Source organism: Pseudomonas asiatica, from assembly GCF_040214835.1.
In the GTDB taxonomy this organism is placed as follows: domain Bacteria; phylum Pseudomonadota; class Gammaproteobacteria; order Pseudomonadales; family Pseudomonadaceae; genus Aquipseudomonas; species Aquipseudomonas putida_Z.
In genome coordinates, this window is record NZ_CP157874.1 from 3,884,373 (window position 1) to 3,907,237 (window position 22,865).

The window sequence follows — 22,865 nt, forward strand, 5'->3', positions numbered from 1 at the left end:
AACCTTGTGAACCTTGCGACCCTGCAAAAGGAAACGAACCCGTCATGATTTTGCCTTGGCTGATCCTGATCCCCTTCATCGGCGGCTTCCTGTGCTGGCTGGGTGAGCGCTTCGGCGCCACCCTGCCGCGCTGGATCGCGCTGCTGACCATGTCCCTGCTGCTCGGCATCGGCCTGTGGCTGTGGGGTAACGGCGACTACACCCTGGCCCCCGCTCCGGGCGCCGAGCCTGCCTGGGCCCTGGAATACAAAGTCCAGTGGATCCAGCGCTTCGGCATCAGCATCCACCTGGCCCTCGACGGCCTGTCGCTGCTGATGATCCTGCTCACCGGCCTGCTCGGTGTGCTGTCGGTACTGTGCTCCTGGAAAGAGATCCAGCGTCACGTCGGCTTCTTCCACCTCAACCTGATGTGGATCCTCGGCGGCGTGGTCGGTGTGTTCCTGGCCCTGGACCTGTTCCTGTTCTTCTTCTTCTGGGAAATGATGCTGGTGCCGATGTACTTCCTCATCGCGCTCTGGGGTCACAGCTCGTCGGACGGCAAGAAGACCCGGATCTACGCGGCGACCAAGTTCTTCATCTTCACCCAGGCCAGCGGCCTGATCATGCTGGTGGCGATCCTCGGCCTGGTGCTGGTCAACTACACCAACACCGGCGTGATCACCTTCAACTACAGCGACCTGCTCAAGGCCGAACTGCCAGCCGGTACCGAGTACCTGCTGATGCTGGGCTTCTTCATCGCCTTCGCGGTGAAGCTGCCGGTGGTGCCGTTCCACTCCTGGCTGCCTGACGCTCACGCCCAGGCACCGACCGCAGGCTCCGTGGACCTGGCCGGTATCTTGCTGAAGACTGCGGCCTACGGCCTGCTGCGCTTCGCCCTGCCGCTGTTCCCGAACGCCTCGGCCGAGTTCGCGCCAATCGCCATGACCCTGGGCCTGATCGGTATCTTCTACGGTGCCTTCCTGGCCTTCGCGCAAACCGACATCAAGCGCCTGGTCGCCTTCTCCAGCGTCTCGCACATGGGCTTCGTGCTGATCGGTATCTACTCCGGCAGCCAGCAGGCCCTGCAAGGCGCGGTGATCCAGATGCTGGCCCACGGCCTGTCCGCTGCCGCGCTGTTCATCCTGGCCGGCCAGCTGTACGAGCGCCTGCATACCCGTGACATGCGCCAGATGGGTGGCCTGTGGCACCGCATCGCCTACCTGCCGGCCATCAGCCTGTTCTTCGCCGCCGCCTCCCTGGGCCTGCCCGGTACCGGCAACTTCGTCGGCGAGTTCCTGATCCTGATCGGCAGCTTCGCCAGCGTGCCGTGGATCACCGTGATCGCCACCACTGGCCTGGTGTTCGGTTCGGTGTACTCGCTGATCATGATCCACCGCGCCTACTTCGGCCCGGCCAAGACCGACACCGTGCTGGCCGGCATGGACGGTCGCGAGCTGATCATGGTCCTGGGTCTGGCGGTACTGCTGATCCTGCTGGGCGTGTATCCGCAGCCGTTCCTCGACACCTCTGCCGCCACCATGAGTGGTGTGCAGCAGTGGCTCGGTTCCGCTTTCACTCAACTCGCTTCGGCCCGGTAAGAGCGCTATGGAATTCACCACTCAACACTTCATCGCATTGGCGCCGATGCTGATCACCACCATCACCACGGTGGTGGTGATGCTGGCGATCGCCTGGAAGCGCAACCACTCGCAGACCTTCCTGCTGTCCACCGTGGGCCTCAACCTGGCCCTGCTGTCGATCCTGCCGGCGCTGAAGGTTGCGCCGCTGGCGGTCACCCCGCTGATCACCATCGACAAGTTCGCCTGCCTGTACATGGCGATCATCCTGGTGGCGACGCTGGCCTGCGTCACCCTCGCCCACGCCTACCTCGGCGAAGGCTCCAAGGGCTTCCCGGGCAACCGTGAAGAACTGTACCTGCTGCTGCTGATGTCGGCCCTCGGTGGCCTGGTGCTGGTCAGCGCCAACCACCTTGCCGGCCTGTTCATCGGCCTGGAGCTGCTGTCGGTACCGGTCTACGGCCTGGTGGCGTATGCCTTCTTCAACAAGCGCTCGCTGGAAGCCGGCATCAAGTACATGGTGCTGTCGGCCGCTGGCTCGGCCTTCCTGCTGTTCGGCATGGCCCTGCTGTACGCCGACGCCGGCAGCCTGAGCTTCGACCAGATCGGCAAGGCCCTGGCCGCCACCAGCATGCCAAGCCTGGTGGCCCAGCTGGGCCTGGGCATGATGCTGGTCGGCCTGGCCTTCAAGCTGTCGCTGGTACCGTTCCACCTGTGGACCCCGGACGTGTACGAAGGCGCCCCGGCACCAGTCGCCGCCTTCCTGGCCACCGCCAGCAAGGTCGCGGTGTTCGCCGTGGTCGTGCGCCTGTTCATGCTCTCCCCTGCTGCCAGCAGCGGCGTGCTGAGCACGGTACTGGCGGTGATTGCCGTGGCCTCGATCCTGATCGGTAACCTGCTGGCACTGACCCAGAGCAACCTCAAGCGCCTGCTCGGTTACTCGTCCATCGCCCACTTCGGTTACCTGGTCATCGCCCTGGTCGCCAGCAAGGGCCTGGCCCTGGAAGCCATGGGCGTGTACCTGGTCACCTACGTGATCACCAGCCTGGGCGCCTTCGGCGTCATCACCCTGATGTCCTCGCCTTACGGCGGCCGTGACGCCGATGCACTGTACGAGTACCGCGGCCTGTTCTGGCGCCGTCCGTATCTGACTGCGGTACTGACCGTGATGATGCTGTCGCTGGCGGGCATCCCGCTCACCGCCGGCTTCATCGGCAAGTTCTACATCATTGCCACTGGCGTCGAGTCGCACCTGTGGTGGCTGGTCGGTGCCCTGGTGATCGGTAGCGCCATCGGTGTCTACTACTACCTGCGCGTCATGGTCACCCTGTACCTGGTCGAGCCGAACCTGCGTCGCCACGACGCCCCGCTGAAGTGGGAACAGCGCACCGGCGGCGTCATGCTGCTGGCCATCGCCATTCTCGCCTTCGTGCTGGGTGTGTACCCGCAACCGCTGCTGGAAATGGTCCAGCAAGCCGGCCTGCAACTGATCGGCTGATCGCACCGGCAAAACAAGACACCCCGCTCATGCGGGGTGTTTTTTTATCTGCGCGCTTTTTATCCGTGAGCATGAAGGCTCATTCACCAGAGTTGTCCTGGGCGGCCCCCGGCAGCGCTGCCTTGCGTAAATCACCATTGGCCGAGGGCAGGTACACTTCCGGGTTGGGCATGCCGCTGGGCGAGAGTTCATGGGTCATTTCGAACTCGGCGCGCACCGACCAGCCACATGCCTCGTTGCTGCATTGCAAATAGGCGATCCGCAGGAAAATATGACGCCCTTCACTGGTGCGTATGCGCATCCGGCTGTGGCAATGCGGGCAAACCAGCTTGTATGTACTCACGGCAAGTACCTGCAAGCATTGTTCAGGCTTACCTTCTGTGAGAATAGTCGTCCGGTTTTATCAGTATTGGCTGCATATATAGGTGTATTCTTCAGTTTGATGCTTCTCATTGCAGGAACGCTCCTTAAAACGCAGGGCTGTATTCATAGCGAGTAGTTTAAGCCCATGGAATATCATTAAACCAGTCATGGATATTTGTTATGAGTACCCACGTACTTGCTTCGGTGCTGACCCGGCTGAAGCTTCTGACCGCTACGGAATCTGACGCCGAGCTGTCCAGAGCGCTTTCGATCAGCCCGCAGACATTGAGCAGCTGGAAGGTGCGCGACAGCATTCCTTATTCACTCTGCATAGACATTGCCAAGCAATACGCATGCTCACTGGACTGGCTTCTGCTGGGTGAACCCGAACGACATCGCGCAGGCCTGGACGAAGACGGCTGGGAACACGACATGCTCGCGCGCCTGCGCACCTTGTCGCTTGCCGATCGCCAGGCCGTTCTCCTGCTGGTCCAGGACAAGCAACGCATCCAGCAGCTGGAACGGCAATTGAGCGCGCTGACCAGTCGCTTGCCCAATGCCGCCAGCGGCTAGCCCCGGCGGCGCCAGCGCTGGATGAGTTCGCGCGGGTCCAGCGTATCCAGCCAGACCATCACCTTGAGGCTGATGGGGATCACCACCACGGCAGCCACGAACGCCGCCATGCCACGGCTCAGCAGGGGCACCAGTGACGAGACCAGCGGCTCGAACAGGTGACCCACCCCCACGGTCACGAATACCAGCAACAGTTTCTTGCCCAGCGTCAGGCGCCTGGCCTTGTTGGTGATCAACCGGTCGCGCGCCGCGCTCACCAGCAAAGCCCCCAGCAGCGCAGCAAACAGGACATTGCCATCCACGCCCAGCAACTCCACCAGTGCCGGGGCCAGGCTGTCGAAAACAGATTCTTCAGTCATGGGCAGCCCCTCGGTGTGCGGCGGGCAGGTAGGCGGTCGAGCCCAGGCTATGCATGACCGCGGCTTCGACAAAGCGGATGTAGCACACCCGCAATGCACGCCCCTGGTCATGCCCGGCCACATCCTCGAGGCGCTTGTAGCCCCGTTCTCGCAACACCGCGCGCCAGCGCGCGAACTCGCGTGCCGCGTCGATGGCCGCGCAGCGTGCGGCCACTTCCAGCGCAGCCTCACTGACAGGCCGCTGCAGCTTCAGGCGCTCACGCAACCTGCCCAGGTCCACCCGTGGCCAGAACGGGTCATGGCAGTCGGCAAAACGCGGTAACCGAGGATCGTTGCCCATGCTTCACCCCCTCACTGCTCGGCCAGCATGCCGTAGCGAATGGCCTTGATCACCGCAGCCACCCGCGTGGGCACATCGAACTTGCGCAGGATGTTCGACACATGGAAGTTCACCGTCGATTCCTTGCATTCCAGGATCCGGCCAATCTCCCACGAGCTCTTGCCGTAGGCACACCACAACAGCACTTGCCGTTCACGTGGCGTCAGGCGAACCGGGGCGTCCGCCAGGGGTTGCTGCGAGTTTCGTGCGTTGTCAGTCATGTTTGAACTCCACGGGTGATTGAGCGAGGCATCGCTGCCGGTCTGCAATCACCTTACGAAGCGCGGGTCGCCCTGCTCCATCGCTACGGCTTGTAAAGAACTTTCGTACAAAACCCTCTGACGAAGGTTGCGCGATATTTGTCGACTTTCCTCGTGCTCCAAGCGGCATTTCGCTCGTCTCAACGCCGTTGTCCATTCGCCTTTCGCCTGGAGTCGTACAATGCGTTGCGTTTTGCCCCCACCATCCTGCCTCGGCCTGCTGGCTGCTTTCGCTGCCTCCCAGCCCGCCCTGGCGGCACCCTCGGTCGAGTTGGGCCAGGTGCTGATCACCGATGAGGAGCAGAACGACCTGACCGCCGCCAGCGAACGCCTGCACGAAGTGCCGGGCGCCAGCAACCTGGTGGACATGCAGCGTGTAGGGCAAGGCCGGGTTGCCAGCAACCAGGATGTACTTGCCTACCAGCCCGGGGTGTTCGCCCAATCGGCGGGCAACGATGGCATCAAGCTGTCGATCCGCGGTTCGGGCATCAACCGCGCACCGGGGGCCCACGGTTCCGGGGTGTACACGATGTTCGACGGCCTGCCCCTGACCGGCCCGGGCGGTACGCCCTACGAGCTGTTCGAGCCGCTGTGGCTGAGCCGCGCCGAAGTGCTGCGCGGCGCCAACGGCTTCGACCAGGGGGCCCTCGCCCTTGGCGGTGCAATCAACTACGTCACCCATACCGGCTACGACGCCGCGCCGCTGCAGGTGCGCTACGAAGTCGGCAGCCGCGGCTACCAGCATCGGCACATCAGCTCGGGGCAGGTGCTGGGCAACCTCGACTACTACGTGGCCCTGACCGATTCGGAATATGACGGCTACCAGGCGCACAGCAGCGGCAGCGCCAAGGGGGTTGCCGCCAACGTCGGCTACCGCTTCAACCCGAACCTGGAAACCCGCTTCTACCTGCGCTACCGGGAAACCGAGAACGAGTTGGCCGGGCGCCTGACCAAGGAGCAGATCAAGCACCACCCCCGCGCCGCGAACCCGGCCTACCTGGCCCGCGACGACAGCCGCCCGCAACCGGGCAGTACCTGGGTGGGCAACAAGACCACCTTTTACCTCGACGACGATGCGCGCCTGGAAGCTGGCCTGGTCTACCACGACTACCCGATGGACCTGCGCGAAGGCCCGATGCGCCTGAAGGTGGCCTATACCGATGTGAGCGGCACCTTGAACTACTTCCGCCGCGACACCCTGTTCGGCCACGAGAGCAAGACCACCGTCGGCTGGCGCACCACCAAGCACCTGCCCAACAGCGGTGCTTCGCAGTTCACCCGCAATGGCGACGTGTTCGGTGAGCGCACCCGCGACTTCACCTACCAGGGCTCGGACACCGTGCTGCATGTGGGCAATGACCTGGAGCTGGTACCGAACCTGTGGCTGACCACTGGCCTGGCGATGATCTATACCCGCCGTGAAAGTGATGTCACTTACCACCCTGCCGGGGGCGGCAAAGTGAGCCAGCATGACTGGGACTATGCACCACGCCTGGGGCTGCGCTATGACATCAGCCCGGACCTGCAGGTGTACGGCAACCTGAGCCGCTCGGTCGAACCACCCCATCCCTGGGCCCTGATCTGGAGTGCGCCCACAGCCAACCAACCGATCGAAATGCAAAACCAGACGGCCACCACACTGGAACTGGGCACACGCGGCGAATCGGCATTGGGGCATTGGGACCTGGCGTGGTACTACTCGCAGGTTCGCCATGAATTGCTGGCGGTGGAGATCGTGCAAGGCGCTCCGGCCAAGGAATTCAACGCCAGCGCCACCGTGCACCAAGGCGTGGAAGCCGGCCTCGACAGTACCCTGTGGGAACGTGCCGGTACTGGCAGGCTGAGCCTGCGCCAGGCCTATACCTTCAGTGACTTCCACTACCGCGATGACGACAAGTTCGGCGACAACCGCCTGCCGGGCATTCCGATGCACTACTACCAGGCCGAGCTGCGCTATGACTGGCCGAGCGGTTTCTACGCCGGGGTGAACACGCAGATGGCGTCGAAGGTGCAGGTGGACTACGCCAACAGCTACCACGCCGATGAATATGCCTTGCTCGGCGCACGCCTGGGCTGGGATTCACCGAAACAGGACTGGCAGACCTGGCTGGACCTGCGCAACCTCACCAACAAGCGTTATGCGGCGACGGTGACACCTGGCTACAACGATGCTGGAAAGGATGAGGCCCGTTCGACGCCGGGCGAAGGCTTTGGCGTGTATGCCGGGGTTTCCTACAGCTTCCGCTAATCCGCTGCGCACAGCTTTTTGTAGGAGCGGCCTTGTGTCGCGAAAGGGCTGCGCAGCAGCCCCGGCAATTTATGTTGCGAAGCTGAAATCCTGGGGCTGCTGCGCAGCCCTTTCGCGACACAAGGCCGCTCCTACAGGGTTCGTGCGCTCAGCGATGATTGCTCAAGGCAGGTCAAACTGCCCTGTTCAACTTCACCCAGGAAGCGAACTTGTCGATAAACGCCTGCAAGAACGGTCGGGTCTTGTCACTGAGCTTGCCCGCATCGTCGAACAGGCTAGCCGCGCCGCCAATGTAGGCCTCGGGCATCTGCATGCACGGCATGTCCAGAAACACCAGCGACTGGCGCACGGCATGGTTGGCGCCAAACCCACCAATGGCACCAGGCGACACACTGACCACTGCCGCCGGCTTGCCACTCCAGGCGCTTTGCCCGTAAGGCCGCGAGCCCACATCGATGGCATTCTTCAGGCCGCCAGGTACCGAGCGGTTGTACTCCGGGGTGACGAACAGCACTGCATCACTGCGGCGGATCTCGTCGCGAAAACGCTTCCACGCTTCCGGCAGCGCTTCGGCCTCGACATCCTCGTTGTACAACGGCAAATCGCCAATCTCGACGATTTTCAGGGCAAGGCTGGACGGCGCCAGCTCCGAGAGTGCGCGGGCGATCTTGCGGTTGTAGGAGTCCTTGCGCAAGCTACCGACGACCACTGCTACCGAATACACCTGGCTCATGGCAATTTCCAACCTCTGCTGGGTAAAGGGACGTTGTAGTTATAGATGACCGTTCCTCGGCGCTTTGGTTTTTTTTCCGCGGGGCGAAAACTTCCGACGCTGTTCCACGGTCTATGCCTGCAGACATTTCCCACGTAATTCAGAGGTTTCCACCCAAATGGCAGCAGTAATGGTCGGCCAATTCCACGCCCGTGACGCCGAAGGCCGCATCTACCCCGTGCACGAGTTCCAGGAATCGACCCTGCAAACCGACGGCAGCACGCTGGGCGCCCCCATCACCACCTATCGCCTGGCCATCGGCGACAAGGTCAACCACCTGGGTGAAAACCGCTTCGAACTGGCGCGCAGCGGCGTCGAGATCATTCGCATTCCTTGATGCAATCCACCGTGTAGCGGCCGCTTTCGTTCTGCAGGCCGTGCACGTCGGCGACGAAACCTGGGAAGCCCTGGTTGAACGCCCGGGCGAACGCCAGGTAATCGACTATCGAGCGGGTCGCCTCGGTGAACCGCTCCCCCGGCATGATCAAAGGAATACCAGGCGGGTACGGCACCAGCATCACCGCCGCCACTCGCCCCAGCAGCGCCTCGATCGGCACCGCCTCCACCTCACCGCGCACCATCTGGTCATAGGCCCGGGCCGGGCTCACGGCTACCTCCGGCAAACGCGTGAACAGCCGCTTCAGCTGCTTGGCCGTGGCATTGGCGCGGTAGCAGCCATGCAACTGGTCGCACAGGTCGCGCAGGCCCATGCCCTGGTAGCGTGAGGCATCGGCAGACACCACACTCGGCAGGCAGTTGCTCAGGGCGGTATTGCCGTCATAGTGGCGCTTGAACTCCAGCAACTCGGTGAGCAAGGTGCTCCACTTGCCCTTGGTGATGCCCATGGAGAACAGCACCAGGAAGCTGTACAGGCCGGTTTTCTCCACCACCAGCCCCCGCTCCCAGAGGAACTTGCTGACCACTGCCGCCGGGATGCCATGCTCGCCCAGCGCACCGCCCGCGCTCAGGCCTGGCATTACCAGGGTCACCTTCAGCGGGTCGAGCAGCACATAGTCGTCCGCCACTTCGCCAAAGCCATGCCACTCCGCCCCCGGCTGCAGCAGCCAGTCCTGAGCGGCCAGGCGGTGGATGCCTTCGGCGCTCGGCGGCTGCCAGATGCTGAACCACCAGTCGTCGGCGGCGATGTGCTCGCGCAGGTTGGCCAGGGCACGGCGAAAGCTCAGCGCCTCGTCGAACATTTCTTGCAGCAGCGAACGCCCGGCCGGCCCTTCCATCATGGTCGAGGCCACGTCCAGCGAAGCGAGAATGCTGTACTGCGGCGAGGTCGAGATGTGCATCATGAACGCTTCGTTGAAGCGGTCACGGTCCAGCTGGCGCCTGGCCCCGTCCTGCACATGAATCATCGAGGCCTGGCTGAACGCGGCCAACAGCTTGTGGGTGGAATGGGTGCTGAACACCAGCGGGCTGTCTGCCGCGCAGGCCGTGCCCATGGCATAGCGCCCGGTGAAGAACTCGTGGAACGCCGCATAGGCGAACCAGGCCTCGTCGAAGTGCAGCACCTCGACACTGGCGCCCAGGGTCTGCTTGATCAAGCCGGCGTGGTAGCACAGGCCGTCGTAGGTGGAGTTGGTCACCACCGCCAGCTTGATGCGCTGCCCGCGATCACGGGCGAGAGGGTTGGCCTGGATCTTCGCCTGGATCGCCTCGGGGCTGAACTCGCTGAGCGGGATCGGGCCGATGATCCCGAGTTCGTTGCGCTCGGGGCACAGATAGAGGGGGATGGCACCGGTCATGATGATCGCGTGCACCACCGACTTGTGGCAGTTGCGGTCCACCAGCACCAGGTCGTCGCGGCCGACCATGGCGTGCCAGACGATCTTGTTGGCCGTGGAGGTGCCGTTGATGACGAAGAAGGTATGGTCGGCGCCAAAGTTGCGCGCAGCCCTGGCTTCGGCTTCGGCCAAGGGGCCGGTGTGATCGAGCAGCGAGCCCAGCTCCGGCACGGAAACGGACAGGTCCGAGCGCAGTGTGTTTTCCCCGAAGAACTGGTGAAAGGCCTGGCCCACCGGGCTTTTGCGATAGGCCACGCCGCCGCCGTGGCCCGGGGTGTGCCAGGAATAGTTGGACTGCGCGGTGTGCTGCACCAGGGCCTTGAAGAACGGCGGCAGCAGGCCGTCGAGGTAGATATGTGCGGCACGCGCCACCTGGCGCGCAAGAAACGGCACGGTGTCTTCGAACAGGTAGAGGATGCCGCGCAGCTGGTTGAGCTCGCTCATGGCTTCGGCGGGGGCGTTTTCCAGGGTCACCTGTTCGCCCAGGGCGAAAATCGGCAGGTTGGGGGCACGCAGGCGGGCCAGGCGGATCAGCTCGGCCATGTTCTGCAGCAGGTGGGTATTCTCGCCGACGCCCTCGGCGGCAACCAGCATGCAGGCCAGGCCATGGTGGGTGGCGGCGACCAGGCAGGCCTCGGCATGGTCGGCGGCGGCGAGGATGGCAAAGCCGTCCTGACGCAGTTCCTCGGCGATGCCCCGCACACGCTCGCCAGCGACGCTGTCGGCCTTGATGGCGCGATGCACGATGAGGATGGGGAACTTGAGGTCCTTGTACATCAGGTGGCTACCTCCGAAGGACATGGCGTCCATTTCAGGGTAGTTGAGCCTTGTATTGCCTGTGCAGGCCTCTTCGCGGGCGAACCCGCTCCCACAGGGACCGCATTGCATTCAAGGCCAGTCGATTTCCTGTGGGAGCGGGTTCACCCGCGAAAGGGCCGGAGCAGGCGAAAGATCAGCCAGCAGGTGTCTCGGTCAGAGCCTGCCACATGGATGGCCCACCCGCCGACTTGGCAATGGCCGCCAGGCGCTCGGCATGCGCCTCCAGCTCCTCGGCACTGGCCATGATCACCCGCCCGGGCGCCCGCCCGGTAATACGGCGAATCTCGCTGCCACCAGCACCCGCCCCTTCATCCCCGGCCTCTGCCCCATGCCCGGCCAGCGACAGGCTGGTCTGGCCACCGGTCATTGCCAGGTAGACGTCAGCCAGCAGTTCCGAGTCGAGCAATGCGCCGTGCAGCTCACGGCCCGAGTTGTCGATGTCGTAGCGTTTGCACAGCGCATCCAGGCTGTTGCGCTGCCCCGGGTGGCGCGAGCGCGCCAGCAGCAGGGTGTCGAGGATGGTGCAATGCTGCGAAATATCCGCGCGGTCCTGCTGGCCCAGCAAGGCAAATTCGTTGTTGATGAAGCCAACGTCGAACGCCGCGTTGTGGATGACCAGCGTGGCGCCCTGGATGAACTCGAAGAACTCCTCGGCAACATCGCCAAAGCGTGGTTTGCCGACCAGGAAGGCATCGGTGATGCCGTGGACGTTGATGGCGCCCTCGTCACTCTCGCGGTCCGGCTGCAGGTAGACGTGGAAGTGCCGCCCGGTCAGGCGCCGGCCGATGACCTCGACACAGCCGATCTCGATGATCCGGTGGCCTTCGCTGACCGGCATACCCGTGGTTTCGGTATCGAGAATGACGAACCGTTTATCTTGCTGCTGCTCCACGCGGGGCGCTCCAACTTGCATCAGTTACAAAGGCCGGAATTGTACCCCAGCTCAACGCTTGGCGCGCACCTCATCGACCCCACGGTTGGCCAGCTGGTCGGCGCGTTCGTTGCCGGGGTGGCCGATATGCCCGCGCACCCACTTCCAGGTCACCTTGTGGCGGTTGACCTGCTCATCCAGCTGCTGCCACAGGTCGGCGTTCTTCACCGGCTCCTTGGCCGCGGTTTTCCAGCCGCGCTTCTTCCAGTTGGTCATCCATTCGTTGATGCCCTTCATCACGTACTGCGAGTCGGTGGTCAGCACCACTTCGCATTCGCGCTTCAGCGCCATCAAGCCCTGGATCGCGGCCATCAGTTCCATGCGGTTGTTGGTGGTTTCGCGTTCGCCGCCCCACAGTTCCTTCTCGACGCCCTTGTAGATCATAAGGACGCCCCAGCCGCCAGGGCCAGGGTTGCCCTTGCAGGCACCATCGGTAAACATCTCGACGCTTTCGCTCATGTACCACTCATGTTCAGTGCTTTTCAGTATCCGGGTTGGCCGCCGCGCGGTTGACCTTGGCCAGTGGCAGCGGCAGCAGCTTGCCCATCGGTTCGCGACGCTCCTGGCGCAACGGCCGCAGGCCCACCACCATCTTGCGCGCTACCAGCAGGTACACCCCGCCACCGGAGCCCTGCCAACCGCCGGCCACCCGTTCCCAGCCCGCCAGGCGCTGCTGCCAGGCCGGTGAGGCAAGCGGCGGACGATAGCACCCGAAGCGGCGTTTCTCCAGCGCGAAGCCCAGCAGGTTGAGCCAGTCGCCCACCCGTGACGGCGAGATGCAACGGGCCTTGCGCAAGGCGCCGTGGCTGAAGAAATGGCGCATGCCCCAGCTGCTCCAGGGGTTGATCCCGACGATCAGCAGGTGCCCGCCAGGGCGCACCGCGCTGGCCGCCTCGCGCAGCAGGCCGTGGGGCGAAAGGCAGAAATCCAGGCCATGCTGCAGCACCACCACGTCGGCGGCGTGCTCGCTCAGCGGCCAGGCCTGCTCCTCGCAGACAATCTCCACCCCCGGCAGCGGTGCACCGAGGCGCACGTTGCGCTGCACCTGGGGCGCGCTGGGCGGTGGCTCGGCGCAGGGCCCGTAGTGCACAAGGTAACCCCCGAAGAAGCGCCCGAGCTCTTCTTCCAGCAGTTTTTCCTCCTCCTTGAGCATCAGTTGGCCGAGTGGGCCGTTGAACCACTCACGGGCCAGGCTGATCAGCTTGACCCAGTCCGGGTCGGCCTGGGCAAAGGCTTGGTCGGTCATTGCGCTCTCCCTCGAAGGTTCTCGCACCGCGCCATCGCGGATAAGATGCCTTCATGTGCCACGCTAGGCGAATCGGATCCGCACCATGATACAGATCGATGCTCTCCCCGCTTTCTCCGACAACTACATCTGGTTGTTACAGGATACTGCCAAACGCCGCTGCGCGGTGGTCGATCCGGGTGACGCCGGCCCAGTGGAACGCTGGCTATCGGCCAACCCCGGCTGGGTACTGAGCGACATCCTGGTCACCCACCACCACAACGACCACGTCGGCGGCGTGGAACGGCTCAAGCAACTGACCGGCGCGCGGGTTTGCGGCCCGGCCCACGAGCGCATTCCCTGCCGTGACCTGGCGCTGGACGAAGGTGACCAGGTGACCGTGCTTGGCGTGACCTTCCAGGTGCTGGCCGTGCCCGGCCATACCCTGGGGCATATCGCCCTGTTCAGCGACCAGCCGGCAACGCCGGTGCTGTTCAGTGGCGACACGCTGTTCGCCGCCGGTTGCGGGCGCATGTTCGAAGGCACCCCCGAACAGATGCAGCCAGCCCTCGCCCGCCTGGCAGCCCTGCCAGAGCAGACCGAGGTGTACTGCGCCCACGAATACACCCTGAGCAACCTGCGTTTCGCCAAGGCGGTGGAACCCGAGAACCCGCACGTTCAGCAGCGGTTCGAGGACGTTACCCGTTTGCGTGCCGACAATCGCATCACATTGCCATCAACGATCGGTTTGGAGCGCCTGACCAACCCCTTCCTGCGCACCTCTGAAACATTAGTTAAACAAAAAGCAGACGAATGGAAGGGACATTCAAACCCCTCGCATGTCGCTGTTTTTGCTGCCTTGAGGTCTTGGAAGGACACCTTCTGATAACCTCAAGATATATCGCAAGCGATGGTCAAAGGTTGACCAGGCCCGGAGCGGTTTCTAGAATCGCCGAAATTTTTCGCCCGGAAACCTGTGTCAGCCGATGTCTTCCCGAAGCCGCAGAACCTCTCATTCCGTCGCCCTGACGCGCCTGGCCCAAATCAGTGCGCTGGCCCTGGCCGCCACTTTGGTGGGCTGCCAGAGCACCCGTCAGCTCGACGAATCCGATAGCGTTCGCGCTCACAACTACCAGGCGCGGATCAAACACAAGCCTTCACCGTTGCTGGTCAAGCCGGCCGAGCAGGCGCCACAGGACGTATGGGAACGCATGCGCCAGGGCTTTGCCCTGCAGGACAACATCGACGTCAACCCGCGCATCGAGCAGCAGCGCCTGTGGTTCGCCAGCAACCCAAGCTACATCGAAAGCGCCGGCGAGCGTGGCAGCCTCTACCTGCACTACATCGTCGAGCGCCTCGAGGAACGCGACATGCCGCTGGAACTGGCCCTGCTGCCAGCCATCGAGAGCGCCTACAACCCGATGGCCTACTCGCGCGCCCATGCCGCGGGGATGTGGCAGTTCATTCCGTCCACCGGCCGCCACTTCAATCTGCGCCAGACCAACTTCTACGATGGCCGTCGCGACGTGACCGCCTCGACCAACGCCGCCCTGGACTACCTCAGCCGCCTGCACGACATGTTCAACGGCGACTGGCTGCTGGCCCTGGCTGCCTACAACGCCGGCGAAGGCACAGTCAGCCGCGCCATCGAGCGCAACGAACGGCTCGGCCTGCCCACCGACTACTGGAACCTGCCGCTGCCGCAGGAAACCCGCGACTACGTGCCCAAGCTGCTGGCCCTGTCGCAGGTGGTACTCACGCCGGAAGCCTATGGCGTGAACCTGAACCCGATCGCCAACGAACCCTACTTCGAGGCGGTGGCCATCAACGACCGCCTCGACCTGTCGCGGGTAGCGGCCTTCGCCAACATCGACGAAGACGAGCTGATCCAGCTCAACCCGGCATTCAAGAAGCGCATGACCGTGGATGGCCCGCAGCAGCTGCTGGTACCCACCGCCAAGGCGCAGCTGCTGAGCGACAGCCTGTCCAACCTCAAGCCCGAGCAACTGGTCAGCCTGCAGCCGAACAAGGCGGTGTTCGCCCGCGCCGTGGCCGAAGCCAAGGCCCCTGTGGCGGCGCGCAGCTACCGGGTCAAGCGCGGCGACAACCTGGGCGCCATCGCCAAGGCCAACCGCGTTTCGGTCAAGGACATCAAGCGCTGGAACCGTCTCACCGGCAACAGCGTGCGCGCTGGCCAGGTCCTGGCCCTGCGCGGTGGCAGCGCGCCGAGCGCTGCTGGCAATCGGGTAGCCGCCTCCGGGCAGCGCTCCACGCAGTACAAGGTACGCAAAGGCGATTCGCTGTACCTGGTGGCCAAGCGCTTCAACGTGGAAATGAAGCACCTCAAACGCTGGAACCCGCGCAGCGGCCATGCCCTGAAGCCAGGCCAGACCCTCACCGTCTACCTCTCGCATTGATCCCCGCCTGCCGCATTGACGCGGTGGCTGTAGGAGCGGCCTTGTGTCGCGATCGGGCTGCGCAGCAGCCCCAGATTATTGAAGGTGATGCCGATATCGCTGGGGCTGCTGCGCAGCCCGATCGCGACACAAGGCCGCTCCTACAGCTACCGCGTCATTCCCATTGGACAGAAGCAGGCACGCCCGCCAACCCCACCTTCAAAACCTCTCTTTTTCCAACCCCACCAAGCTGTTACTGTACCCCGATCAAAGCCCAACGCCTCTGGATCGGATGCCGACTTGATACGTCCCCTCCTGCTGTCACTCAGCCTGGCCTTGAGCTTTCCCGCAGCCGCGATGGTGAGCGAAAGCCACGGATACGCGCAGTTCGGCACGCTCAAGTACCCAGCCACATTCACCCATTTCGACTGGGTCAACCCGCAAGCGCCCAAGGGCGGCACCTTGCGGGCCATGGCTTTCGGTACCTTCGACACCCTCAACCCCTACACCTTCAAGGGGTCGAGCCCGATTACCACGCCCAATTTCCAGCAATACGGCATCAGCGAGCTGAACGAGCCGCTGATGGTCGGCACCGGCCAGTACGACCCGTCCGGCGACGAGCCGACCTCCAGCTACGGCCTGATCGCCCGCTCGGTGGAGTACAGCGAGGACCGCAGCTGGGTGGTGTTCAACCTGCGCCCGGAAGCCCACTGGCATGACGGCAAGCCGATCACCTCGGCAGACGTGGCTTTCTCCTACCGCACGCTGCTCAAGGATGGCCACCCGATCTACCGCACCAACCTGCAGGAAGTGCAGCGGGTGGACATCCTCGGCCCGCTGCGCATCCGCTTCGTGTTCAAGCGCGCCGGCAACCCGCTGCTGATCCTGCGCCTGGGCGAAATGCCGGTGCTGCCCAAGCACTACTGGCAAAAGCGCGACTTCAAGGCCACCACCTTCGAGCCCCCGCTGGGCAGCGGCCCCTACCGCATCACCCAGGTCCAGCCTGGGCGCCGGCTGGTGTTCGAACGGGTGAAGAACTACTGGGGCAAGGACCTGGCGGTAAACCGTGGCAAATACAACTTCAACCGCGTGGAATACGAGTTCTACCGCGACGCCACGGTCGCCTTCGAAGCGTTCAAGGCCGGCGAGTTCGACATCTATATCGAGCACCAGGCGAAGAACTGGGCCAACGGCTACAACTTCCCGGCCGTGCGCCGGGGCGAGGTGATCAAGGCGCAGATCCCGCACCGCATCCCCACGCAAACCCAGGGCCTGTTCATGAACAGCCGCCGGGCCACCTTCAGCGACCCACGGGTACGCCAGGCGCTGGGGCTGATGCTCGACTTCGAGTGGACCAACCGCGCCCTGTTCAGCGGCGCCTACCGCCGCTCGACCAGCTACTACCCCAACAGCGAATTCGCCGCTACCGGCCTGCCTACCGGCAAGGAATGGCTGCTGCTGGCGCCGTTCCGTGACCAGTTGCCGGCCGCCTTGTTCAGCGAACCCTACAAGGTCAGCCAGACCGATGGCCGTGGCATCAGCCGCCAGACCTTGCGCCAGGCCCTCGGCCTGCTCGCCGAAGCCGGCTGGAAGCTGAACGGCCAGCGCCTGGTCGACAGCAAGGGCCAGCAGCTGCGCATGGAGCTGCTGCTGGTAAACCCCAACCTTGAACGCATCCTGCAACCGTATGTCGAAAACCTGGCCAGCATCGGCATCGATGCGCGCTTGCGTACCGTGGACCGCGCCCAGTACAAACAACGCCTGGACCAGTTCGATTTCGACATGATTCTGATGACCCTGAACCAGACCCTGAGCCCGGGCCTCGAACAGTGGCTGTACTTCCACTCCAGCCAGGCCACGACCAAGGGCAGCAAGAACTATGCTGGGGTCAAGGACCCGGTGGTCGACCATCTGCTCGACACCCTGCTCGCCGCCCGTACCCGCGATGACCAGGTCGCCGCCGCCCGCGCCCTGGACCGCGTGCTCTCATGGCAGTACTACATGATCCCCAACTGGTACCTCGACAATCATCGCCTGGCCTACCGCAACCGGTTCGCCTTCGTCACCACGCCGCCCTACACCCTTGGGCTGAACAGCTGGTGGATCAAGACTTCGGAGAAAGCCCAATGACGCCAACGCACCGACTGCGCCGGCTGGCCGGCAGCCTGTTGCTTGCCTGCCTGAGCCTTCCCGCCCTGGCCGCACCGCAACATGCGCTCACCCTGTACGACGAGCCACCCAAGTACCCCGCCGACTTCAAGCACTTCGCCTACGTCAACCCTGACGCACCCAAGGGTGGCACCTTCCGCCAGTCCAGCTTCGGCGGTTTCGACAGCCTCAACCCGTTCATCAACAAGGGCGTGCCGGCCGAGAACATCAGCAGCATCTACGACACCCTGATGCGCCAGAGCCAGGACGAGCCGTTCACCGAGTACGGCCTGGTGGCCGGCAAGATCGAAAAGGCCCCGGACAACAGCTGGGTGCGCTTCTACCTGCGCCCCGAGGCACGCTTCCACGACGGCCACCCGATGCGCGCCGACGACGTGGTGTTCACCTTCAATGCCCTGATCAAGGACGGCGCGCCGCTGTACCGCCAGTACTACGCCGACGTCGCCGAAGTGGTCGCCGAAGACCCGCTGACGGTGCTGTTCACCTTCAAGCACAAGAACAACCGCGAGCTGCCGCTGATTCTCGGCCAACTGCCGGTATTGCCCAAGCACTGGTACGAAAGCCGCGATTTCAACCGCGGCAACCTGGAAATCCCGCTGGGCAGCGGCCCGTACAAGGTCGCCGAGGTCAAGGCCGGGCGCTCGGTGCGCTACGAGCGGGTCAAGGACTACTGGGCCAAGGACCTGCCGATCAACCGCGGCTTCTACAACTTCGACGTCATGACCTTCGACTCCTACCGCGACACCACCGTCGCCCTGGAAGCACTCAAGGCCGGGGCGTTCGACTATGCGCTGGAAGTCAGCGCGAAGAACTGGGCCACCGCCTACAACGTACCCGCCGTGCGCGATGGCCGCCTGATCAAGGAAGAGTTGCCCAACGGCAACCCCACGGGCATGCAGGGCTTCATCTTCAACATCCGCCGCCCGGTGTTCCAGGACGTGCGCGTGCGCCAGGCGCTGAGCCTGCTGCTGGACTACGAGTGGACCAACAAGCAGCTGTTCAACGGCGCCTACACCCGCACCGGCAGCTACTTCGAAAACTCGGAAATGGCCGCCCGCGGCCTGCCCGGCCCCAGCGAACTGAAAATCCTCGAACCACTGCGCGGCAAGGTCCCCGAGCAGGTATTCAGCGAAGCCTTCCGCAACCCGGTCAGTGACGGCAGCGGCATGATCCGCGAACAGCAGCGCCAGGCCTACAAGCTGCTGCAGGAAGCCGGCTGGAAAATCGTCGACGACAAGATGGTCGACGCCCAGGGCAAACCGGTGAGCATCGAGTTCCTGCTGGCACAGACCGAGTTCGAACGCATCCTGCTGCCGTTCAAGCGCAACCTCGCCGACCTTGGCATCGACCTGAATATCCGCCGGGTCGACGTGTCCCAGTACATCACCCGCTTGCGTTCGCGCGACTACGACATGATCGTCGGTGGCTACCCGCAGTCCAACTCGCCGGGCAACGAGCAGCGCGAGTTCTGGTCCAGTGCCGCCGCCGACAACCCCGGCAGCCGCAACTTCATCGGCCTGCGCGACCCGGCCATCGACCAGCTGGTGGAACAGCTGATCAATGCCGATTCGCGGCAGAGCCTGATCGACCACTGCCGGGCCCTCGACCGCGTACTGCTGTGGGGCTACTACGTGATCCCAAACTGGCACATCAAGACCTGGCGCGTGGCCTACTGGAACCACATCGGCCACCCGGACGTCTCGCCCAAGTACGACATCGGCATCGACACCTGGTGGATCAAGCCCGGCGTAACCCCGGCCGTCAGCGAAACCACTGCGGACGAGGCCGAATAACATGCTGGCCTACATCCTGCGCCGCCTGCTGCTGATCATCCCGACCCTGTTCGGCATCCTGATCATCAACTTCATCATCGTCCAGGCCGCCCCCGGCGGCCCGGTCGAGCAGATGATCGCCAAGCTCGAAGGTTTCGAAGGCGCCACCAGCCGCATTGCCGGTGGCGGTGCCGAAGTGTCCGTGGCCGGCTCCAACTACCGTGGCGCCCAGGGCCTGGACCCGGCACTGATCGCCGAGATCGAACGCATGTACGGCTTCGACAAGTCGCCGCCCGAGCGCCTGTGGATCATGATCAAGAACTACGCCCGGCTGGACTTCGGCGACAGCTTCTTCCGCGATGCCAAGGTCATCGACCTGATCATCGAGAAGATGCCTGTGTCGATTTCGCTGGGGCTGTGGAGCACGCTGATCATGTACCTGGTGTCGATCCCGCTGGGCATTGCCAAGGCCGTGCGCCACGGCAGCCATTTCGACGTGTGGACCAGTTCGGCGATCATCGTCGGCTACGCCATCCCGGCGTTCCTGTTCGCCATCCTGCTGATCGTGCTGTTCGCCGGCGGCAGCTACTTCGACTGGTTCCCGCTGCGCGGCCTCACCTCCAACAACTTCGACGAGCTGAGCACCACCGGCAAGGTGCTGGACTACTTCTGGCACCTGGTGCTGCCGATCACCGCGCTGGTCATCGGCAACTTCGCCACCATGACCTTGCTGACCAAGAACAGCTTCCTCGACGAGATCAACAAGCAATACGTGGTCACCGCCAAGGCCAAGGGCCTGAGCCGGCCACGGGTGCTGTACGGCCATGTGTTCCGCAACGCCATGCTGCTGGTGATTGCCGGTTTCCCTTCGGCGTTCATCGGCATCTTCTTCACCGGTTCCTTGCTGATCGAGGTGATCTTCAGCCTCGACGGCCTCGGCCTGATGAGTTTCGAGGCAGCCATCAACCGTGACTACCCGGTGGTCTTCGGCACCCTGTTCATCTTCACCCTGCTGGGGCTGGTGGTGAAACTGATCGGCGACCTGACCTACACCCTGGTCGATCCACGCATCGACTTCGCCAGCCGGGAGCACTGACATGGCCTTGTCCCCCCTCAACCGCCGGCGCTTCGAGCGCTTCAAGGCCAACCGCCGTGGCTGGTGGTCGCTGTGGCTGTTCCTGATCCTGTTCGGCCTGAGCCTGGGCGCCGAGCTGATCGCCAACGACAAGCCGATTGCCGTGCGCTACGACGGCGAATGGTACTTCCCGGCGTTCAAGCGCTACCCGGAAACCACCTTTGGCGGCGAATTCCCGCTGGAAGCCAACTACAAGAGCCCGTACATCCGCGAACTGCTGGAGAAGAAAGACAGCTTCGTGCTGTGGGCACCGATCCCGTTCAGCTACCAGAGCATCAACTACGACCTGCGCGTACCCGCCCCGGCCCCACCTTCGGCGGACAACTGGCTGGGTACCGACGACCAGGGCCGCGATGTGCTGGCACGGGTGATCTACGGCTTCCGCATTTCCGTGCTGTTCGCCCTGACCCTGACCGTGCTCAGTTCCATCGTCGGCGTGATCGCCGGCGCCTTGCAGGGCTTCTATGGCGGCTGGGTCGACCTGGCCGGGCAACGTTTCCTGGAAGTCTGGTCGGGCCTGCCGGTGCTGTACCTGCTGATCATCCTTGCCAGCTTCGTGCAGCCCAACTTCTGGTGGCTGCTGGGCATCATGCTGCTGTTCTCGTGGATGAGCCTGGTGGATGTGGTACGCGCCGAGTTCCTGCGCGGGCGCAACCTGGAATACGTGCGCGCAGCCCGCGCGTTGGGGATGCGCAACGGCGCGATCATGTACCGGCACATCCTGCCCAACGCCATGATCTCGACCATGACCTTCATGCCGTTCATTCTCACCGGCGCCATCGGCACCCTCACCGCCCTGGACTTCCTCGGCTTCGGCCTGCCGCCGGGCGCACCATCGCTGGGCGAGCTGGTGGCCCAGGGCAAGTCCAACCTGCAGGCCCCATGGCTGGGCATCAGCGCCTTCGCCGTGCTGGCGCTGATGCTGAGCCTGCTGGTGTTCATCGGCGAATCCGCCCGCGATGCCTTCGACCCGAGGAAGTGACATGAGTGAACAGAACCTGATCGAAGTGCGCGACCTGGCGGTGGAGTTCGTCACCGGGGACCAGGCCCACCGCGTTGTGAACGGCATCAGCTTCGACATCCGCAAGGGTGAGACGCTGGCACTGGTGGGCGAGAGTGGCTCGGGCAAATCGGTTACCGCACACTCGCTCCTGCGCCTGCTGCCCTACCCCCTGGCCCGCCACCCCAGCGGCAGCATCCGCTACGAGGGCAAGGACCTGCTGCAGCAGAACGAGAAGACCATGCAGCGCATTCGCGGCAACCGCATTGCAATGATCTTCCAGGAGCCGATGACCTCGCTGAACCCGTTGCACTGCATCGAGAAGCAGATCAACGAAATCCTCCTGTTGCACAAGGGCCTGACCGGCAAGGAGGCCACGGCGCGCACCCTGGAGCTGTTGGAGATGGTCGGCATTCCCGAGCCACGCAAGCGCCTGAAGGCACTGCCCCATGAGCTGTCGGGCGGGCAGCGCCAGCGGGTGATGATCGCCATGGCCCTGGCCAACGAGCCGGAACTGCTGATTGCGGATGAGCCGACCACGGCGCTGGACGTGACCGTGCAGTTGAAGATTCTCGAACTGCTCAAGGAACTGCAGGCGCGTCTGGGCATGGCCCTGCTGCTGATCAGCCATGACCTGAACCTGGTGCGGCGCATCGCCCACCGTGTGTGCGTGATGCAGCACGGGCAGATTGTCGAGCAGGCCGAATGCGCCAGGCTGTTCAGCGCACCGCAGCACCACTACACGCAGATGCTGATCAATGCCGAACCCAGCGGGCTACCGGCGCACAACCCGGTGGGCGCGCCGTTGCTGGAGGTGGATGACCTCAAGGTGTGGTTCCCGATCAAGAAGGGCCTGCTGCGGCGCACGGTCGACCATGTGAAGGCGGTTGACGGGGTCAACTTCAGCTTGCCGCAAGGGCAGACGCTGGGGATTGTCGGCGAGTCCGGGTCGGGCAAGTCGACTTTGGGTTTGGCGATCTTGCGGCTGATCTCCAGCCAGGGCGGCATTCGCTTTCATGGGCAGGATCTGGAAGGGCTGAACCAGAAGGCCGTGCGCCCGTTGCGCCGGGAAATGCAGGTGGTGTTCCAGGACCCGTTCGGCAGCCTGAGCCCGCGCATGTGCGTGGAGGATATTGTCGGCGAAGGGTTGCGCATCCACCGCATCGGCACGGCGCAGGAACAGGAAGCAGCGATTATTGCGGCCCTGGAGGAAGTGGGGCTGGACCCACGCACGCGGCATCGCTATCCGCATGAGTTTTCCGGTGGGCAGCGCCAGCGCATTGCCATTGCCCGGGCGTTGGTATTGAAGCCGGCGCTGATCCTGCTGGATGAACCTACCTCGGCGCTGGACCGCACGGTACAGCGGCAGGTGGTGGAGTTGCTGCGCAATCTGCAGCAGAAATACAACCTGACCTACCTGTTCATCAGCCATGACCTGGCGGTAGTCAAGGCGTTGAGCCACCAGTTGATGGTGATCAAGCATGGGCATGTGGTGGAACAAGGGGATGCGCAGGCGATCTTCCATGCGCCGCAGCATCCGTATACCCGGCAGTTGCTGGAGGCGGCGTTCTTGGAAGTGGATGCGGCTAGTTAGCTTTTGACCGCGCCGGCTTCAAG

Annotated in this window: 21 protein-coding genes; 12 read left to right on the forward strand and 9 right to left on the reverse strand. The window is 63.7% G+C overall.

Annotated elements, in window-relative coordinates; all coding sequences use genetic code 11:
* Positions 1-44 precede the first annotated feature (44 nt).
* On the forward strand, positions 45-1,577 hold the full coding sequence (gene nuoM, locus ABNP31_RS17410; RefSeq protein ID WP_015271056.1) for an NADH-quinone oxidoreductase subunit M: 1,533 nt from the start codon (positions 45-47) through the stop codon (positions 1,575-1,577).
* 7 nt (positions 1,578-1,584) lie between these two features.
* A complete protein-coding gene (nuoN, locus tag ABNP31_RS17415; RefSeq protein ID WP_025339926.1) occupies positions 1,585-3,054 on the forward strand; it encodes an NADH-quinone oxidoreductase subunit NuoN in 1,470 nt (489 codons plus the stop codon).
* A 79-nt stretch (positions 3,055-3,133) separates the two neighbouring features.
* On the opposite strand, the gene ABNP31_RS17420 is transcribed toward nuoN, so the two are convergent.
* Positions 3,134-3,397, reverse strand: a complete 264-nt coding sequence (locus tag ABNP31_RS17420; protein ID WP_085664613.1) for an ogr/Delta-like zinc finger family protein — start codon at positions 3,395-3,397, stop codon at positions 3,134-3,136.
* Between the two features lie 200 nt (positions 3,398-3,597).
* On the opposite strand from ABNP31_RS17420, the gene ABNP31_RS17425 reads away from it, so the two are divergent.
* Positions 3,598-3,990 (forward strand): helix-turn-helix domain-containing protein, encoded by a 393-nt coding sequence (locus ABNP31_RS17425; protein WP_085664612.1) that lies wholly within the window; start codon positions 3,598-3,600, stop codon positions 3,988-3,990.
* Here ABNP31_RS17425 and ABNP31_RS17430 read toward each other — a convergent pair.
* The 3 genes from ABNP31_RS17430 to ABNP31_RS17440 are packed head-to-tail and all read right to left on the reverse strand — an operon-like array spanning position 3,987 to position 4,949.
* A complete protein-coding gene (locus tag ABNP31_RS17430; protein ID WP_075045812.1) occupies positions 3,987-4,349 on the reverse strand; it encodes a hypothetical protein in 363 nt (120 codons plus the stop codon). The two genes, ABNP31_RS17425 and ABNP31_RS17430, sit on opposite strands and share 4 nt — an antisense overlap.
* On the reverse strand, positions 4,342-4,689 hold the full coding sequence (locus ABNP31_RS17435) for a head completion/stabilization protein (RefSeq protein ID WP_085664611.1): 348 nt from the start codon (positions 4,687-4,689) through the stop codon (positions 4,342-4,344). Before ABNP31_RS17435 ends, ABNP31_RS17430 begins: the two co-directional genes overlap by 8 nt.
* A gap of 11 nt (positions 4,690-4,700) precedes the next feature.
* Entirely contained in the window at positions 4,701-4,949 is a 249-nt protein-coding gene (locus tag ABNP31_RS17440) for a helix-turn-helix domain-containing protein (RefSeq protein WP_085614418.1), read from the reverse strand.
* Between the two features lie 220 nt (positions 4,950-5,169).
* Here ABNP31_RS17440 and ABNP31_RS17445 point away from each other — a divergent pair, with 220 nt between their 5' ends.
* Positions 5,170-7,236 carry a TonB-dependent receptor family protein gene (locus ABNP31_RS17445; RefSeq protein WP_085664610.1) on the forward strand — a complete coding sequence of 689 codons (2,067 nt, stop codon included), beginning with the start codon at positions 5,170-5,172 and terminating at the stop codon, positions 7,234-7,236.
* Positions 7,237-7,408: 172 nt separating this feature from the next.
* On the opposite strand, the gene ABNP31_RS17450 is transcribed toward ABNP31_RS17445, so the two are convergent.
* A complete protein-coding gene (locus tag ABNP31_RS17450; RefSeq protein ID WP_054572488.1) occupies positions 7,409-7,969 on the reverse strand; it encodes an NADPH-dependent FMN reductase in 561 nt (186 codons plus the stop codon).
* Between the two features lie 157 nt (positions 7,970-8,126).
* Here ABNP31_RS17450 and ABNP31_RS17455 point away from each other — a divergent pair, with 157 nt between their 5' ends.
* The gene (locus ABNP31_RS17455) at positions 8,127-8,345 is read left to right on the forward strand and encodes a hypothetical protein (RefSeq protein ID WP_003261019.1); all 219 of its coding nucleotides are present in this window, start codon (positions 8,127-8,129) and stop codon (positions 8,343-8,345) included.
* Here ABNP31_RS17455 and ABNP31_RS17460 read toward each other — a convergent pair.
* The 4 genes from ABNP31_RS17460 to ABNP31_RS17475 form a co-directional block, all read right to left on the reverse strand.
* A complete protein-coding gene (locus tag ABNP31_RS17460) occupies positions 8,329-10,578 on the reverse strand; it encodes an Orn/Lys/Arg decarboxylase N-terminal domain-containing protein (RefSeq protein ID WP_350013426.1) in 2,250 nt (749 codons plus the stop codon). The two genes, ABNP31_RS17455 and ABNP31_RS17460, sit on opposite strands and share 17 nt — an antisense overlap.
* 175 nt (positions 10,579-10,753) lie before the next feature.
* Positions 10,754-11,512 carry a DNA polymerase III subunit epsilon gene (gene dnaQ, locus ABNP31_RS17465; protein ID WP_085590408.1) on the reverse strand — a complete coding sequence of 253 codons (759 nt, stop codon included), beginning with the start codon at positions 11,510-11,512 and terminating at the stop codon, positions 10,754-10,756.
* Positions 11,513-11,563: 51 nt separating this feature from the next.
* On the reverse strand, positions 11,564-12,010 hold the full coding sequence (gene rnhA, locus ABNP31_RS17470) for a ribonuclease HI (RefSeq protein WP_003261021.1): 447 nt from the start codon (positions 12,008-12,010) through the stop codon (positions 11,564-11,566).
* A gap of 13 nt (positions 12,011-12,023) precedes the next feature.
* Entirely contained in the window at positions 12,024-12,797 is a 774-nt protein-coding gene (locus tag ABNP31_RS17475) for a class I SAM-dependent methyltransferase (RefSeq protein ID WP_085664609.1), read from the reverse strand.
* An 85-nt stretch (positions 12,798-12,882) separates the two neighbouring features.
* Here ABNP31_RS17475 and gloB point away from each other — a divergent pair, with 85 nt between their 5' ends.
* The 7 genes from gloB to ABNP31_RS17510 all read left to right on the forward strand — a co-directional run bounded on the left by gloB (position 12,883) and on the right by ABNP31_RS17510 (position 22,842).
* The gene (gloB, locus tag ABNP31_RS17480; protein ID WP_013973400.1) at positions 12,883-13,662 is read left to right on the forward strand and encodes a hydroxyacylglutathione hydrolase; all 780 of its coding nucleotides are present in this window, start codon (positions 12,883-12,885) and stop codon (positions 13,660-13,662) included.
* Between the two features lie 100 nt (positions 13,663-13,762).
* Positions 13,763-15,193, forward strand: a complete 1,431-nt coding sequence (locus tag ABNP31_RS17485; RefSeq protein WP_085664608.1) for a lytic transglycosylase domain-containing protein — start codon at positions 13,763-13,765, stop codon at positions 15,191-15,193.
* Positions 15,194-15,472: 279 nt separating this feature from the next.
* Entirely contained in the window at positions 15,473-17,302 is a 1,830-nt protein-coding gene (locus ABNP31_RS17490; RefSeq protein WP_212734927.1) for an extracellular solute-binding protein, read from the forward strand.
* Positions 17,299-19,134, forward strand: a complete 1,836-nt coding sequence (locus ABNP31_RS17495; protein WP_238066638.1) for an extracellular solute-binding protein — start codon at positions 17,299-17,301, stop codon at positions 19,132-19,134. The genes ABNP31_RS17490 and ABNP31_RS17495 overlap by 4 nt, the downstream gene beginning before the upstream one ends.
* Position 19,135: 1 nt before the next feature.
* Positions 19,136-20,209 carry a microcin C ABC transporter permease YejB gene (locus tag ABNP31_RS17500; protein WP_009686399.1) on the forward strand — a complete coding sequence of 358 codons (1,074 nt, stop codon included), beginning with the start codon at positions 19,136-19,138 and terminating at the stop codon, positions 20,207-20,209.
* A 1-nt stretch (position 20,210) separates the two neighbouring features.
* A complete protein-coding gene (locus ABNP31_RS17505) occupies positions 20,211-21,230 on the forward strand; it encodes an ABC transporter permease (RefSeq protein ID WP_085664605.1) in 1,020 nt (339 codons plus the stop codon).
* A gap of 1 nt (position 21,231) precedes the next feature.
* A complete protein-coding gene (locus tag ABNP31_RS17510) occupies positions 21,232-22,842 on the forward strand; it encodes an ABC transporter ATP-binding protein (protein ID WP_085664604.1) in 1,611 nt (536 codons plus the stop codon).
* Positions 22,843-22,865: the final 23 nt, after the last annotated feature.